Genomic DNA, 15,228 nt, shown 5'->3' with positions numbered 1-15,228 from the left:
GCTAAATCCGCCGGGGCGCGATCAGATTGCGGTCGTCGCCGTCTGCCCGCGATGTCCCCGCTCGCGAGCGCGAGCGACCGACCCAAACCCGCAGCAGGGCGAGGAGCAGGTCGAGGTCGACGGGCTTGGCGATGTAGTCGGACGCGCCGGCGTCCAGACATTTCTGGCGATCTCCTTTCATCGCCTTGGCCGTGACGGAAATCAGCGGAATGTGCGCGATTTCCGGCTGGGAGCGTATCCGGCGCATTGTCTCGTACCCGTCCATCTCGGGCATCATGATGTCGATCAGGGCGACGTCGACGTCCGGCGCCTCTTCAAGCATGGCTATGCCGTCCCGCCCCCGCTCGGCATGCTGCACCTCGATACCGTAGGTCTCCAGCACGCTGGTCAGCGAATAGATGTTGCGAATGTCGTCGTCGACGATCAGAACCTTGGCTCCGGCCAGATCGGCGTTGTCGAGTTGCTCGGAAGCCAGGATTTCCTTGTCGGGCCTGTCGCCTGGAAGGGCGGCGGACATCAACAAGCCAAGCTGGGCAAAGTTGTCGGCACGCGGAACATCGCTGAGCGGCGGATGCAAGGCGATCTGCTGTTGAAAGGCGTCCGGATGGGGCGTGAAGAAGAGCAGGCGCGGGACAAAATCGCCGAACTGCGACATGATCTCATCGAGCATCTGGGCGTTGTCCTTGGCCGAACGGCCAAAACCGAACACGACGGCGTCATATCCGGCAATACCACCCCCGTCGGCATTGGCCGCGACGCGGCCGATGGCGGTGACCGACGTGACGCCGTCGCGAATGGCTTCCACCAGCGCCAGGCGACGCTCGGGGTCCGGATCCGCGACCAGCACATTGCGTTGTGTCCTGAGCGTCCTCGACTGAATATCGTCGAAGACACGCGAAAGTTCGCCGGCGGACACCGGCTTGCTGGAAACGCTTGCGGCGCCTCGGCGCGTGAGGAGCTCGATGTCTTCGGCGCCGGAGATAACGTGGATGGGTATGTTCCTGGTCTTCGGATCGTGCCGTAAAAGGTCGAAAAGCACCCAGCCATCAATGTCCGAAAGGCCGAGATCCAGCGTGATCGCATCGGGCATGAGCTTGCGCGTAAGCGCCAGCGTTCCCGAGCCGGCCGTGGAGAGCACGCCTTTCAATCCGGCCGATCGCGCAAGACCAAGCAGCAGCCCGCCAAAAGTGGGGTCGTCCTCCACGATCAGCACCACCCTGTCCGATGGATCGATCGCATCACGGTCGTCGGCGAGTTCCGGCGTTCCTGTCGTGCTGCTGGCCGCAACGGAAACGGCGGCCGGCGAAAGCTCGATCTGCGGTGCAAGACTGCTGCTGCGCGGGCCGTCGAAGGGAATGACAAGCGTGAAGGTCGATCCCGTTCCAGGCTGGCTTTCGACGCGCAACTCGCCGCCGAGCAGGCGGGCGATTTCCCGGCTGATCGAGAGGCCGAGGCCAGTGCCGCCATATTTGCGGCTGGTGGTGCCGTCGGCTTGTTGGAACGCCTCGAAGATCAGCTTTTGCTTGTCCTCCGGAATGCCGATGCCCGTGTCGGTGACGGCGATGGCCAGCGCTTGCGGCAGTGCCGCCGCGCCGTTTGCGCGGCCGGTCCGCTCGGCATGGATGCTGAGCGTCACGTCGCCTTGAGAGGTAAACTTGAAGGCGTTGGACAAAAGGTTGAGGACGATCTGCTGCAGCCGTTTTTCGTCCGTACGGATCGTCTCGGGCAGGATCTGATCGATTTTGATCGTAAACCCAAGCCCCTTGTCGGCCGCAAGCTGCCGGAAGGTCCGCTCCATATGCTGGCGCAGATGTGCGAGCGGCATGTCGTTGAGCTCGATCGAAACCGTGCCGGATTCGATTTTCGAAAGATCCAGTATGTCGTTGATGAGGCTGAGCAGGTCCGTGCCCGCCGAGTTGATCGTGCGAGCGAACTCGATCTGCTTGTCGTTCAGGTTGCCCTGCTGGTTGGTCGCAAGCAAGTTGGACAGGATCAGCAGCGAGTTCAGCGGGGTTCTCAGCTCGTGGCTCATATTGGCCAAGAATTCGGACTTGTACTTGGACGTCAGCGCCAGCTGTTCCGCCTTCTCCTCGAGTGCCCGTCTGGCCATTTCGATCTCGAGATTCTTGTTCTCGACCTGCTTTTTCTCGTTCTCGAGAAGCTGCGCCTTCTCCTGCAATTCCTCGTTGGTGGCGTGAAGCTCTTCCTGTTTCTTGGTGAGCTCGGTCTGGCGCGACTGCAGTTCGGACGTCAGAAGCTGTGACTGCTTGAGAAGCCCTTCCGTGCGCATGGTCGCGGCGATCGTGTTGAGCACGATACCGACTGACTCCATCAATTGCTCGAGGAACAGGCGATGCGTGTCGCTGAAGCGGCTGAACGAAGCGAGTTCGATGACCGCCTTGACCTCTTCCTCGAACAATGCCGGCAGAACGATAGCGCTGGCCGGCGGTGCTTCGCCGAGGCCCGAGCTGATGCGCAGGAAGCTCGAGGGAACCTCGTCGAGCATGATCGCCCGTTTGTCGGCCGCGCTTTGACCGATCAGGCCTTCCCGAAAGTCCACACGCTGGCGGATCTTGGCTTTGCCCTCGGCGGCGTAGGACGCTGCCAGTTCCAGATAGGACTCATCCTCGTCGCGATTGGTTACGTAGAAAACGCCATACTGCGCGTTCACCAGCGGCGCGAGTTCCGAGATGATCATGCGCGACACCGTGGCCAGATCGCGCTCGCCCTGAAGCATGCGGGAGAACCGCGCGAGGTTGGTCTTCAGCCAATCCTGCTCGGCATTCTTGAGCGTCTGATCCTTCAGGTTGCGGATCATCTCGTTGATGTTGTCCTTGAGCGCCGCGACCTCCCCGGAAGCCTGGACGCTGATGGAACGCGTAAGATCGCCCTTGGTGACCGCGGTCGACACCTCGGCGATGGCCCGCACCTGTGTGGTCAGGTTCGCCGCCAGCTGATTGACGTTGTCGGTCAGGTCGCGCCACAGGCCGGCGGCGCCAGGCACCCTCGCTTGGCCGCCGAGCTTGCCCTCGATGCCGACCTCGCGGGCGACGTTGGTCACCTGATCGGCGAAGGTCGCCAGCGTTTCGATCATGCCGTTGATGGTGTCCGCCAGGGACGCGATCTCGCCCTTGGCATCGACGGCGAGTTTGCGCTTGAGATTGCCCTGCGCCACGGCGGTGACGACATCGGCGATGCCGCGCACCTGGTTGGTCAGGTTGGTCGCCATGAGGTTGACGTTGTCGGTCAGGTCCTTCCAGGTGCCCGCCACGCCCTCGACCTGTGCCTGGCCGCCGAGCTTTCCCTCCGTGCCGACTTCGCGCGCCACGCGCGTCACCTCGCCCGCGAATGAGTTGAGCTGGTCGACCATGGTGTTGATGGTGGACTTCAGCTCCAGGATCTCGCCCTTGACGTCGACGGTGATCTTCTTCGACAGATCGCCTCGCGCCACAGCGGTCGTCACGTCGGCGATGTTGCGCACCTGGCCGGTCAGATTCTCGGCCATCGAATTGACGTTGTCGGTCAGGTCCTTCCAGGTACCGGCGACACCGCGCACCTGTGCCTGGCCGCCAAGCTTCCCCTCGGTGCCGACTTCGCGCGCGACACGCGTCACTTCCGAGGCGAAAGAGTTGAGCTGATCCACCATCGTGTTGATGGTGTCCTTGAGCTCGAGAATTTCGCCGCGAACGTCGACCGTGATCTTTTTCGACAGGTCGCCCAGCGCAACGGCGGTCGTCACTTCCGCGATGTTGCGGACCTGGCCCGTCAGATTGGCGGCCATGGCGTTGACGTTATCCGTCAGGTCCTTCCACGTGCCGGCGACACCGCGGACCTGTGCCTGGCCGCCAAGCTTGCCGTCCGATCCCACTTCGCGGGCAACGCGCGTCACCTCGGATGCGAAGGAGTTCAGCTGGTCCACCATCGTGTTGATGACGTCCTTGATCTGCAGAATCTCTCCCAGCGCATCGACGGTGATTTTCTGGGTGAGATCGCCGGTCGCGATCGCGGTCGCGACCTTGGAGACATCGCGCAACTGCACGGTCAGGTTGCCGGCCATGGCGTTGACGTTGTCGGTCAGGTCCTTCCAGGTGCCGCCGACCCCCTCGACATGGGCCTGGCCGCCGAGTTTTCCCTCCGAGCCCACTTCGCGGGCAACGCGCGTGACTTCGGAGGCGAATGAGTTGAGCTGGTCCACCATCGTGTTGACGGTGTTCTTGAGTTCGAGGATTTCGCCCTTCACGTCGACCGTGATCTTCTTGGAGAGATCACCCCGCGCGACGGCCGTCGTCACATCGGCGATGTTGCGCACCTGGCCGGTGAGATTGGCGGCCATCAGATTGACGTTGTCGGTCAGGTCTTTCCAGGTGCCTCCGACGCCACGGACTTCCGCCTGACCGCCGAGCTTTCCCTCGGTGCCGACTTCGCGCGCGACGCGCGTCACTTCCGAGGCGAAGGAATTCAGCTGGTCCACCATCGTGTTGATGGTGTTCTTGAGCTCCAGGATCTCGCCCTTCACGTCGACCGTGATCTTCTTCGACAGATCGCCAAGAGCCACCGCGGTGGTCACTTCGGCTATGTTGCGCACCTGGCCGGTCAGGTTGGCCGCCATTGAATTGACGTTATCGGTCAAATCTTTCCAGGTTCCGGCGACACCCCGCACCTGCGCCTGCCCGCCGAGCTTTCCCTCCGTGCCGACCTCGCGTGCAACGCGCGTCACCTCGCCGGCAAATGAGTTGAGCTGGTCGACCATCGTATTGATGGTGGACTTCAGCTCCAAAATCTCTCCCTTCACGTCGACGGTGATCTTCTTCGACAGGTCGCCGAGCGCGACCGCGGTCGTCACATCGGCGATATTGCGGACCTGGCCGGTCAAATTGGCGGCCATCAGGTTCACGCTGTCCGTCAAATCCTTCCAGGTGCCACCGACGCCCTCGACGCGGGCTTGGCCGCCGAGTTTACCCTCGGTGCCGACTTCGCGCGCGACGCGCGTCACCTCGCCGGCAAACGAGTTGAGCTGGTCGACCATGGTGTTGATGGTCGACTTCAGCTCCAGGATCTCGCCCTTCACGTCGACGGTGATCTTCTTCGACAAATCGCCCGAAGCGACTGCGGTGGTCACCTCCGCGATGTTGCGCACCTGGCTCGTCAGGTTGGTCGCCATCGCGTTCACATTGTCGGTCAGGTCCTTCCAGGTGCCCGCCACCCCCTTGACCCGGGCCTGACCGCCGAGCTTGCCCTCGGTGCCGACCTCGCGCGCCACGCGCGTCACCTCCGAAGTGAACGAGGCGAGTTGCTCGACCATTGTGTTGACGATCTTGCCGATCCGCAGGAATTCGCCGCGCAGCGGCCTGCCGTCGATCTCCACCATCATGGTCTGGGACAGATCGCCCTTGGCGACGGCGCCGATGACCCGGGCCACCTCGGCGGTCGGTTGCACCATGTCCTCGATCAGGTCGTTGACCGATCGGACGCTCGATTCCCAGCTACCTTTGGCGTTCCTGACATGGCCGCGCTCGCTGATGCGCCCGTCCTTGCCGACCACCCGGCTGAGCCGCGCGAATTCCCGCGTCACCTGGTCATTGAGTTCGACGATTTGATTGAACGTGTCTGCAATCTCGCCACTCAGCCCATCATAGACGTTTTCGATGCGGACGGAGAAATCGCCGTTTCGAAAAGCTTTGAGAGCGCTAAGGATTTGTCGAGAGTCCAGTTGTTCTTTTGGTAACCGAGATGCGCCCAAAAACCCCTCCACGCGAACCCCCGGCCGGATCAGGCCGAAGCACTTAACGCGTGGCCGCGTATTTGGTTCCATATGGCTTGCAAGCGCGGCTGAAAGGTCCGCCGCGCTTTGCTGGCCCCCTAGGAGGCCGACAGGCCTACAGCGGCCTCGGTCTCTGTGTACCGCTATGCAACAGCGATCCCTTCAATGCCGCTTGAAATACTGCACTTCCCTTTCGTGCTTCTCCGCCGCTTCGCGGCTGTCGAACGTGCCCAGATTCCGCCGCTTGCCCGTCTTCTCGTCCTTTTTCCTTGAATAAAGCCGATATTTTCCGTCTTTCAGCTTCCTGATCATCGGTCTCTCCTCAGGAAAGGACGAAGGGCCCGACGATCGCCGAGCCCTTCCTATTGTCAGTCGCGGTGTTCGGGCATGGCTTTCAGCTGGTCCTTGGTCCAGCTGGTCACGGCGTGAACGTCGCCGTCCTCGTCGCGCATGAAATCGAGTTCGTTGGCGGCGACGGCGACCGGCTTGGCGCCGATGCCGAGGAAGCCGCCGACGTCGATGACGACCTGGCTGCTGCCATGCATATGGTCGACGGAGCCGATCTTCTCGTCGTTGGGGCCGTAGATGGTCGCGCCTTCAAGCGTATCCGGGGTCAGTTCGGCGCGGCTGAGCCTTACGTGGTTGGCGTGGTCCATGAGTGCATCTCCTTTGCGGTGGGACAGGGTGAACCTCCGAGGCGGCCAAGGGTTCCGACATTGTCGGAGATGACCAGGGATAGCGCTCCAAGAGAGCGCCGGCTTCGGGGCGATCATGGTTTTGCGCTCGGTGCCTCGATGAATCATCTTGTCATCGAGTTGCGCCAATCCATTGTTTCGAAAGGCTCGCGCGTTCAGCGCCCGCGCTTTGGCTTGAGGCTGCGCGCGGCTTGCTCGATCGCGGCGCGGTCGGTGCCGAGACGGTCGATCAGCTCCTGCGCCTCCTCGCCCGATATGCCCGCGCGGATCGCCAGTTCCTCCACCGTCAGAACGTCGGAGCTGGCGATCTCGCCGGTTTGTGGCAGGCGTCATCCGCCGTCAGCGGCAGGGCGGCTTCCCTGTCGATCTCCATCTCGGCCCGGCGCCAGTGCCACTCATGGTCGCCATGGCCGCCGCCTTCGCGTTGCCAGATCTCGTAGGCGCGGTTCCTGATCTTGTCGTCGCGGTCGTCGCTCATGTCATTCCTCCACTCATGTGAGGCATGAACGCCGCGCCGGAGCGAACGATCCAAAAAATTCGCGTGATCGTCGGGATGACAAGATGCAACCCTTCAGCCAGGCCTGCACGGCACCGGCGGCTACTCGCACTGGCGCCTGGGTCCGCCGGAATATGGCTGATAGCTGTTGTCGTCGGGCCGGTAGGAGCGGTATCGGCTGAAGCAGGAATCGACATGGTCGGCGGAAAGCGCCGTCGTGGCGACCGCCGGGGCGACACCGCCCTCGACATAGCTGACGGCTGCCGATGGCTGCGCGCCCTGGTCGTCGCCGGCGTCGAGATAGGGCGAGACGCAGGGGCGCTGCTGCCCGCTATAGGACATGTAGCTGTTGTCGTCCGGATTGTAGGAGCGGTAGCGGTTCGCGCACCAACTGACATGGGACGCCGGCAGCGCGTCGGCTCCAGCCGCCGGCGCGATCGATCCGGTCGCGGCCGGATCGGGTGCCTGCGGCTTGACGGCGACATCGGGCGGCGCGGGCTGGTCCGCCGGCAAGCGTTGCAGGTTTTGCGCCGCCTTGTTCACCGGCCGCGCGTCCCTGGTCCACAGTTCCGCCACGCTGACGGTCGGCCTTGCCTCATGCGCGGGCTTGGCGGCGAGCAGCCAGGCGGCAAAGCCCAGCCCGCTGCCGAAGACCGCAAGGGTCAAGACAAAGCCGCCGACCAATGCCAAAATCGCTTTCACGTCACGCTCCTTCAGTCCCTGCTTATAGAATGCGGAGCATCAAGGCTGGTTCCAGCAAAGTACGTGTCGCAGGCGTTTGAACGGGTCGCGCGGGCTCAGCTCCTCCTCAGACCGGCAGCCTCACCTCTGGGGAAAACTGGTTCTCGACCGCCAGCAGCGACGCCACCGTTTCCCGATCGCGCTGGCGCTGCTGCAGAGTGCGGGCCAGCAGCCAATCCAGCGAGATCCGGCCGGCGCCGGCTACGGCCAGAACGAACATGCCGCCGGCGATCGCCAGATCCTTTTCGAAATTCAGCAGCTCGCTCTGGCTGGCGAAGTTGGTGTGGAACAGTGTGGCCGTTGCCAGGCAGAAGAGGCCGAGGCCGATCGCCCCCAGCCGCGTCAGCACGCCCGTTGCCACCGAGAGCCCTGCCCCCAGTTGCAACGCGATGGTGGCGACAAACAGCGGCAGACCGACGCCTTGCGCGGCCATCGCCTTGGCGGCGCCGTCGAAATGGGTGGCCAGTGTCACCCCCTCATGCAGGAAGATGAAGGACATGAGCAGGCGCCCGACAAGCAGGGTCAGATCCCTGACATAGAGTTTGATGGCGAGGGCGTGCAGCTTCTCGGCGCGTTCGTTCAGGGTCATGGTCAGCCTCCGATATTTTGACACCGTGCATGCGCCGCGCGGGGACGGCGCCTGCCGAATGTGATGCTTGAAAGGGCCGGAGCCGGCTCGAGGGAGAGGCGCCGGCTCCGGCAATGGGCGCCAGCCACGAGCGCCCGAACTTTGGTGGGTTAGCGCCAAGCCCCTCATCCGGGCGCTTCGCGGCCACCTCTCCCCAGCGGGGAGAAGAGAAAGGCGGCGCCTCCTCTCCCCGAGGGGGAGGTCGGATGCCCCGAATTGCCCTTCGCAAGTGGGGGCAATCCGGGGGGAGAACTTACTTCGTCACCTTGGTATCGATGGCTTTCCGCAGGTCGGAAAGCTCGTCGCAGCCGGTCGGGCACAGTTTCTGCAGCGAGGCCAGTTGCTCATCGGCCTTGGCCATGTCGCCGGTTTCGACATAGAGCTCGCCCAGATATTCGCGGGCGGCCTTGTGGTCGGGTTTCAGCTCCAGTGCCTTGTTGTAGTAGGTCAGCGCGGTGGTGAAGTCGCCGGTCTTGCGCAGCGTGAAGCCGAGCAAATTGTAGACGTCGGCCTGCTGGTTGTCCTGCGCGAGGTCGCGCAGGTCCGCCAGCGCGCCCTTGTAATCCTTGGCGTCGATCTTGGCCTTGACGGCGGTGAGGTCGGGCGCGTCGGCGCCCTCGATGTCGTCGACCGCATAGGCTGGGATGATGGTTGCGACGGGAACCACGGTCAGCACGGCAATGGCGCCGAGCAGGCCGAACAGGGCGTGCTTGCCCAAAAAGGATTGTTTCATTGTCTGTCTCGCTTGGGTTGGGAGCTCGCGCTCAGATTTCGACAGGCGTGAAGCCGTAGGCATTGCCGTCCTTGACGAAGACGCCGGTGCCCGGGAACGGGAAGTGCGAACCGGAAATGCGGATGTTGTCCGCGATCACCCGGTCGATGATCTTGTGGCGTGTCGCGATCGCCGTCGGCCCGTCCTGGTCATAGGCGCCCTGCCATTCCGGATGCGGTGCGAGAAGCGCCGGCACATACATTGTGTCGGCCGAGATCATCAGTTGTTCCTTGCCGGAATTGGCGAGGTACACCGAATGGCCGGGCGTGTGGCCGGGGGCGGCGATGATCTGGATGCCGGGCGCGACCTCGGCGCCGTCCTCGACCAGCTTCCAGTTCTTCCATTTCGGGAAGTTTTCGGCGATGCGCTTGCCCGCCGGCTTGCGGCCCTCGGGCAGCTTCGCCAGCCTGCTCGGGTCGGTCCACCACTTGTATTCGGTGGCGTTGACGATCAGCTCGGCGTTGGGGAACACCGGCGTGTTGGTGCCCTTCTCCATGAGGCCCCAGACATGGTCGGGGTGGAAATGCGAGATCATGATGGTGTCGATCGCCTTGTAGTCGATGCCGGCGGCGGCCATGTTGGCCGGCAGGTGCGTGGCGTTGGCCTGCCACTGGCCGACGCCCGAGCCGGCATCCATCATGATCAGCCTGCCGCCCATCTTGAGCACCGCTACGGTGAGCGGAATGGGCATGAAGTCGGTCGTCAGCCCCGCCTTGGCGAGCGCTGCCTTGGTATCGTCGACCGAAACATCCTTGATGAAGGCCGGGTCGTGCGGCTTCTTCCAGATGCCGTCATAGACGGCGGTCACCTCGATATCGCCAACCGTGTATTTGTAGAAGCCGACGGTGGGTTCCACCGGCGTCTGCGCGAAAGCGGGACGGGTGAATTCCAGCTTGCCGGCAAGGCCGAAGGCGGCAGCGGCGGCGGCGGATTGAAGCACTGTGCGGCGTGACATGCTGAACATGGTGATCTCCTCTGTTGAGTGGTGGCTAAGGCGAAAGGTCGAATGGAATGACGGAGCGCCAAGCCCCTGGCCCTCCGTCGCTGATCGCGGATCGGATCGGCGCCGCCGGGATCCGGCGCCGACCCGTGAACTCAGTTGCCCCAGATGCCCTGGCCGGGTTCGTCCGCATCGGATTTGGTCGCCGGCCGGCTCGGCCCAGTCGTCACCTTGGTATCGACGCCATGAGGACGTGCCGCGTAGGGGATCGAGGCGGTGACATTGGTGTCGACGGCGGCGCCCGGCCGGTTGGGGCCATTGGCGTTGAAATGGTCGCTGCCGGCAAAGGCAGAAGTCGAGGCAAGCAACATCGCAGCCACGCTGAGAGCGAGCTTGGTCATTTCGGTAAATCCTTGTTTCGTTTTCTATGGGTCGCGGACCGCAACATTGCCCCGCTTGCAGAGAAGACCCGCAAGGGCCGCGCTTTATTCCTGGGCGCTATGAGATTTTTTCTGGAACGGCTGAAACTGCAGGAAGCGGCCCTACGGAAGGCTGCCCAGACACAATTCAGAAACAAGATTCAACAGTTCGGAAAAACTGGCGAAAAGATCGGATGGCATAAGCATCCCTCAACGGCCGGAAATCTAGCCGCCGCACAAGCGCACGGACACAGGCGCACGGAATTGGGTACGGCAATGCAACGAGGTTCGAACGGATCGATGGGTGCCCTGCCCGGCATGTCGCTCGCCGCCGGCAGCGCCCGGGCAATGCGTGCGCTTGCGCCCTACGCCCATGCTCCCGAAACTGTGAAGACGGGGCGGTCGATTCCGTGATAACCGCCCGGCCAAAGAGGGTGCGGCCGGCGATCGCCGGTCTGAATTCCGGAATCTTCCGTTCTGGAAGCTTCAGTCATTCCCCCTCCATGAACAACGATCAAATTGCAGCGACGGCACAGCCGGCAATGCCCGCCGGCGCGGCGGCGTGACCGAGATGTGCCTGTAACGGCTTGCCAGGACGAGAAAGTTTGGAAATGGACCACGGTATCGATATCGCCGAACTGGACAGGGAAGCGGCACGATTGGGCGCAGGGCCCGAGACCAGCTCCGACAGCGTCGATGCACTTGCGGGAATTGCCTCCGGAGCGCACGGCCAGGTCCTGGCGGGCGCCGATTTTGCCCGGGCAGGCCAACCGGACGAGCGGCTCGACAAGGTCTTCGAGCAACTCGCCGGAACATTCGCCACGCTGCCGGCGGTGATCTCCGAGGGCCGCACCTGGACCTATCGGGAGCTGGACAAGCGCGCCAACCAATTTGCTCGCCTGCTGGTCAAGCGCGGCGTGCGGCCGGGTCACCGTGTCGGGCTCATCCTCGACCGGTCCGCGGAAACCTATGTGGCCCTGCTCGCCGTGGCGAAGGCGGGTGCCGCCTTCGTGCCGCTGGCCACCGCTTTTCCGCAAGAGCGCATGGCGCTCATCATCGAAGACGCCAGCGTCAGCCTGGTCGTCACCATCGCCACCTACGCTTCGCGGGCCGACCAGCTGCCGGTTCCGCACCTGTTGATCGACAGCGCCGCCGCCGAAATATCAGCCCAGTCCGACGCGCCGCTGAAGCCGCACAAGGCGCCGGCCCCCACGGCGGTCGAAGACATCTGCTACATCCTCTATACGTCCGGCACCACCGGCAGGCCGAAGGGCGTCGCCATCCGCCACCAGAGCTTCGTCAACTTCATCCGCGTCGCCGCCGCATCCTACGGCTACCGGCCGGGCGATCGCGTCTACCAGGGCATGACCATCGCCTTCGACTTTTCCTCCGAGGAGATCTGGGTGCCATTCGTCGCCGGCGCGACGGTCGTGCCGGCACCAGGCCAGATGCCTCTCGTGGGCGAAGAGCTCGCCGATTTCCTGCGCCATCACGACATCACCTGCATGGCCTGCAGCCCGACGCTTCTGTCGTCCATGACATCGGACGTGCCCAGCCTGCGCACGCTGCTGGTCGGCGGCGAGGCCTGCCCGCACAATCTGGTGGTGCGCTGGTCGAAGCCCGGCCGGCAGATCCTCAACACCTATGGCCCGACCGAGGCGACCGTCACGGCAACCATGGGTGCATTGACGCCGGACCGGCCGGTGACGATCGGCGCGCCGCTGCCCACCTACTCGATCGTCATTCTCGACCCTTCGCTGCCGCGGCTCGCCGAACCCGGCGAACTGGGCGAGATCGGCATTGCCGGCATCGGGCTGGCGGTCGGCTATCTCAACCGGCCGGACCTGACCGAACAGAAATTCATCGCCGATTTCCTCGGTCTGCCGAACAACCCGTCGAAGCGCATCTACCGCACCGGCGACCTTGGCCGGATCAGTGACGCCCGCGAGATCGAGTATGCCGGGCGCATCGATACCCAGGTGAAGATCCGCGGCTATCGCATTGAACTCGGCGAGATCGAGGCCGTGCTGCTCGACCAGCCCGAGATCGCGCAGGCCGCCGTCACCACCTGGGAGATCGAGCCCGGCCGCGTCGAACTCGTTGCCTATTACGCGCCCAAGGCCGGCCAGCCGGCTCTCTCGCGCGCCGACATTGCCCAGACGATGAAGCGGCGGCTGCCCGACTACATGGTGCCCTCCTATCTGGAGGAACTGCCGGCGATCCCGATGACGGTCTCCAACAAGGTCGACCTTCGCCAGTTGCCCAAACCAACCAGCGTCCGGCTCTCGGCCGATCGCGCCATGGTGCCGCCCGGCAATGACGACGAGCGTTTCCTGGCCGACGCGCTATGCGCCGTGCTGAAGTTCGACGACGTGTCCGTCGAGGACAATTTCTTCGACGATCTCGGCGCCAACTCGCTGCTCATGGCGCATTTTTGCGCGCGTGTGCGCACCCGCAAGGAATGGGCGACGACGTCGATGCGCGACATCTATCTCTATCCGACGGTGGCGCGCCTGGCCAAGCACCTGAGCGTGGCGGAAGAGATGACGACGGCCACCAACGAGCCCGTTCTCACCCGCCAGGCGTCCAATTTCGTCTACTGGACCTGCGGCGCGGCGCAGTTGCTGTTTTACGCGCTCTACAGCTACGTGGCGCTGTGGGCGATCAATGACGGCCTCAACTGGGTCTATGACACGCTCGACGACCCGCTGCAGCTTTATGTCAGGTGCGTGGTGCTCTCTGCCGGCGTGTTCTTCGGCATGTCGGGCTTCGCCATTGCCGCCAAATGGCTGCTGGTCGGCCGCTGGAAGGCGGAAGCGTTCCCGATCTGGGGCCTGCGCTACTATCGCTTCTGGGTGGTCAAAACCTTGATCCGCACGGCACCCGTCGTGCTGTTCCGCGGAAGCCCGCTCTACAGCCTCTACCTGCAGCTTCTGGGAACCAGGATCGGCAAGAACGTGGTCATCGAATCCCGGGCCGTGCCGGTGTGCACGGACCTGATTTCGATCGGCGACCGAACGATCCTGCGCAAGGAATCATTGATCCTCGGCTATCGCGCCCAGGCCGGCTATATCCACACCGGGCCGCTGACCATCGGCCGCGACGCCTTCGTCGGCGTCGGCTGCACGCTCGACATCGACACCGCGATCGGCGATGGCGGCCAGCTCGGTCATTCCTCCTCGCTGCAGCGCGGGCAAAGCATCCCCGACGGCGAACACTGGCATGGATCGCCCGCGGTGCCGACCACGGCGGACTATTGCAAGGTGCGCAACGTCAATCCTCCCCGCATCCGGCGCTTCCTCTACGAGGCCGTGCAGCTGATAGGCCTGTTTGCCATCGTCACCCCGCTGCCGCTTTTGTTCCACAGCTATTGGGAGAATGTCGGCGACGACTATCAGGAGACCATCGGCATTGTGGCGATCGGCACCACGGTCACGCTGTTCGGCTACATCGCCGCGGCCTTTTTCGCCGCCACGGTGGTGCCGCGCCTGTTCAGCCTGATCCTGAAACCCGGCCGTACCTACACGCTTTATGGCTTCCGCTACTGGCTGCAGACGGTTGCCGAGTTCTCGAGCAACTCCCGCGTGCTCGGGCTCCTGTTCGGTGACAGCTCGGCCATCGTCCATTACATGAGCGCCATCGGCTGGAACCTCAATAAGGTGGTGCAGACGGGCTCCAATTTCGGCTCCAACCAGCAGCACGAAAACCCGCTCCTGTGCGAGATCGGCACCCAGACCATGGTGTCGGACGGGCTTTTCATGATCAACATGCACAAGTCCGCTTCCGCGTTCCGGCTCGAGCCGACCCGGATCGGCGAGCGCAACTATCTCGGCAACAACATCTACTATCCGCCGGATGGACGCACGGGCGACAACGTCCTGCTCGGCACCAAGGTGATGGTCCCCATCGACGGGCCACTGCGCGAGAATGTCGGCCTTCTGGGCTCGCCGCCCTTTGAAATCCCGCGCATGGTGAACCGCGACAAGGAACTCATCGCCGGCATCGACGAGCAAGACCGACGCCAGCGCATCCCGCTCAAGAACCGTCACAATCTGGTGACGATCCTCCTGTTCATGGCAACGCAATGGGTCATGCTGTTCGCCACGCTTGCGATCTGGGACCGGGCACTGAACTACTACACCGAATGGGCTGAGATCGCCCTCTTCGTGGCGGTGCTTTTGACCTCGGCGATCACCATTCCGTTCTACATCTTCGTCGAGCGGGCAAGCCTCGGTTTTCGCAAGCTGAAGCCGCAGATAACGACGATCTACGACGTCACATTCTGGCGCCACGAGCGCCACTGGAAGCTCGCGGATTCGCCTGTTGTGCGCCTGTTCGCCGGCACCCCGTTCCGGCCGATGATCCTGCGCATGCTTGGGGTCAAGGTGGGCAAGCGCGTCTATGACGGCGGCGCCAACCTGACCGAGCGTTCCCTCGTGGTGATCGGCGACGACGTCACGCTCAACGAAGGCTGCGTCATCCAGGCCCACTCGCTGGAAGAAGGTGCGTTCAAGTCCGACTTCATCCGTATCGGCGATGGCTGCACGCTCGGACCTTCCGCCTTTGTCCATTACGGCGTGGTGATGGGCAAAGGATCGATGGTCGATGCCGATTCCTTCGTGATGAAGGGCGAGGAGTTGGAGCCCAACTCGATCTGGCGCGGCAATCCGGCCAAGCTGCACCGGTTCGTCGAGCCGGTCATGGAAGACGGCTCCAGGGCGTCGTCCTGACGCTCGATCCCGATATCGTCGGAGGCCACGTGGCAGAGCGATCCGG

General features: G+C 63.5%; 12 protein-coding genes. 2 read left to right on the top strand and 10 right to left on the bottom strand.

What is annotated here, in order from left to right; all coding sequences use genetic code 11:
• Position 1: 1 nt before the first annotated feature.
• The 10 genes from FJ950_RS19395 to FJ950_RS19355 all read right to left on the bottom strand — a co-directional run bounded on the left by FJ950_RS19395 (position 2) and on the right by FJ950_RS19355 (position 10,434).
• Complete coding sequence (locus FJ950_RS19395; RefSeq protein WP_246681347.1) at positions 2 to 5,752, bottom strand: HAMP domain-containing protein; 5,751 nt, start codon at positions 5,750 to 5,752, stop codon at positions 2 to 4.
• 171 nt (positions 5,753 to 5,923) lie between these two features.
• Positions 5,924 to 6,073, bottom strand: coding sequence for a hypothetical protein (locus FJ950_RS19390; protein WP_127204769.1), 150 nt, complete (start codon positions 6,071 to 6,073; stop codon positions 5,924 to 5,926).
• Between the two features lie 56 nt (positions 6,074 to 6,129).
• A complete protein-coding gene (locus FJ950_RS19385) occupies positions 6,130 to 6,417 on the bottom strand; it encodes a hypothetical protein (protein ID WP_015316916.1) in 288 nt (95 codons plus the stop codon).
• Between the two features lie 194 nt (positions 6,418 to 6,611).
• Positions 6,612 to 6,740, bottom strand: a complete 129-nt coding sequence (locus FJ950_RS30110; protein WP_281408394.1) for a hypothetical protein — start codon at positions 6,738 to 6,740, stop codon at positions 6,612 to 6,614.
• A gap of 2 nt (positions 6,741 to 6,742) precedes the next feature.
• Complete coding sequence (locus tag FJ950_RS29855; RefSeq protein ID WP_246681346.1) at positions 6,743 to 6,934, bottom strand: DUF2934 domain-containing protein; 192 nt, start codon at positions 6,932 to 6,934, stop codon at positions 6,743 to 6,745.
• Between the two features lie 120 nt (positions 6,935 to 7,054).
• Entirely contained in the window at positions 7,055 to 7,654 is a 600-nt protein-coding gene (locus FJ950_RS19375) for a BA14K family protein (RefSeq protein ID WP_140617979.1), read from the bottom strand.
• Positions 7,655 to 7,760: 106 nt separating this feature from the next.
• Positions 7,761 to 8,282 carry a DoxX family protein gene (locus tag FJ950_RS19370; protein ID WP_140617978.1) on the bottom strand — a complete coding sequence of 174 codons (522 nt, stop codon included), beginning with the start codon at positions 8,280 to 8,282 and terminating at the stop codon, positions 7,761 to 7,763.
• Between the two features lie 292 nt (positions 8,283 to 8,574).
• Positions 8,575 to 9,054 (bottom strand): tetratricopeptide repeat protein, encoded by a 480-nt coding sequence (locus tag FJ950_RS19365; protein WP_140617977.1) that lies wholly within the window; start codon positions 9,052 to 9,054, stop codon positions 8,575 to 8,577.
• Positions 9,055 to 9,085: 31 nt separating this feature from the next.
• Positions 9,086 to 10,057, bottom strand: coding sequence for an MBL fold metallo-hydrolase (locus FJ950_RS19360; RefSeq protein ID WP_015316911.1), 972 nt, complete (start codon positions 10,055 to 10,057; stop codon positions 9,086 to 9,088).
• A 131-nt stretch (positions 10,058 to 10,188) separates the two neighbouring features.
• Positions 10,189 to 10,434 carry a DUF680 domain-containing protein gene (locus FJ950_RS19355; RefSeq protein ID WP_140617976.1) on the bottom strand — a complete coding sequence of 82 codons (246 nt, stop codon included), beginning with the start codon at positions 10,432 to 10,434 and terminating at the stop codon, positions 10,189 to 10,191.
• 12 nt (positions 10,435 to 10,446) lie between these two features.
• Between FJ950_RS19355 and FJ950_RS19350 the strand changes: the two genes are divergently transcribed.
• Both FJ950_RS19350 and FJ950_RS19345 read left to right on the top strand, forming a co-directional pair.
• Positions 10,447 to 10,866: a hypothetical protein gene (locus FJ950_RS19350; RefSeq protein WP_140617975.1), complete on the top strand. Its 420-nt coding sequence runs from the start codon at positions 10,447 to 10,449 to the stop codon at positions 10,864 to 10,866.
• 197 nt (positions 10,867 to 11,063) lie between these two features.
• Entirely contained in the window at positions 11,064 to 15,182 is a 4,119-nt protein-coding gene (locus FJ950_RS19345) for a Pls/PosA family non-ribosomal peptide synthetase (RefSeq protein WP_181171328.1), read from the top strand.
• Positions 15,183 to 15,228 lie beyond the last annotated feature (46 nt).

The organism is Mesorhizobium sp. B2-3-14, from assembly GCF_006442175.1.
Taxonomy (GTDB): Bacteria; Pseudomonadota; Alphaproteobacteria; order Rhizobiales; family Rhizobiaceae; genus Mesorhizobium; species Mesorhizobium australicum.
Note: the sequence above shows the minus strand (reverse complement) of the source record. Positions and strands in the feature narration are given on the sequence as shown.

Bases quoted from the DNA above. Each gene is read 5' to 3' on its own strand.
- FJ950_RS19365 (WP_140617977.1), bottom strand. From the start codon at position 9,054: ATGAAACAATCCTTTTTGGGCAAGCACGCCCTGTTCGGCCTGCTCGGC.
- FJ950_RS29855 (WP_246681346.1), bottom strand. From the start codon at position 6,934: ATGAGCGACGACCGCGACGACAAGATCAGGAACCGCGCCTACGAGATC.
- FJ950_RS19345 (WP_181171328.1), top strand. From the start codon at position 11,064: ATGGACCACGGTATCGATATCGCCGAACTGGACAGGGAAGCGGCACGA.
- FJ950_RS19360 (WP_015316911.1), bottom strand. From the start codon at position 10,057: ATGTTCAGCATGTCACGCCGCACAGTGCTTCAATCCGCCGCCGCCGCT.
- FJ950_RS19355 (WP_140617976.1), bottom strand. From the start codon at position 10,434: ATGACCAAGCTCGCTCTCAGCGTGGCTGCGATGTTGCTTGCCTCGACT.
- FJ950_RS19385 (WP_015316916.1), bottom strand. From the start codon at position 6,417: ATGGACCACGCCAACCACGTAAGGCTCAGCCGCGCCGAACTGACCCCG.
- FJ950_RS19390 (WP_127204769.1), bottom strand. From the start codon at position 6,073: ATGATCAGGAAGCTGAAAGACGGAAAATATCGGCTTTATTCAAGGAAA.
- FJ950_RS19370 (WP_140617978.1), bottom strand. From the start codon at position 8,282: ATGACCCTGAACGAACGCGCCGAGAAGCTGCACGCCCTCGCCATCAAA.